The sequence below is a fragment of the Mesorhizobium sp. M2E.F.Ca.ET.209.01.1.1 genome (genome assembly GCF_004010375.2).
In the GTDB taxonomy this organism is placed as follows: Bacteria; Pseudomonadota; Alphaproteobacteria; order Rhizobiales; family Rhizobiaceae; genus Mesorhizobium.
The window spans coordinates 1-281 of the sequence record NZ_SADP02001342.1 but is presented as its reverse complement, the minus strand read 5'-3'; the positions used below and the strand labels follow the sequence as shown (position 1 = coordinate 281).

Annotated in this window: 1 pseudogene; it reads left to right on the top strand. The window is 57.7% G+C overall.

The features are described from left to right. Positions 1 to 189: 189 nt before the first annotated feature. A pseudogene (locus EN852_RS40340) lies at positions 190 to 281 on the top strand (peroxiredoxin); the annotation flags it as partial.

Here is a 281-nt window from a genome sequence, read left to right as displayed (position 1 = left end):
AATCGGCCGCAGGGATCGGCCGGTCATCGACGCTGACGGCGAAGCGACCGAGCAGATGGATCGAAACCCGCATTGAAGCACCATCAGCAAGATCCGTCTCCAGGCAGGGAACGCTGGGGAACGCTGGCGGAACATAGATTTCCTAATTTAGCGCCGCAATCGAATTCCAACCGGAAAGGAACGCAACAAATGTCACTCCGTATCGCAGACATCGCCCCCGACTTCACGGCCGACACCACGGAAGGTCCGATCTCCTTCCATGAATGGCTGGGCAAGGATTG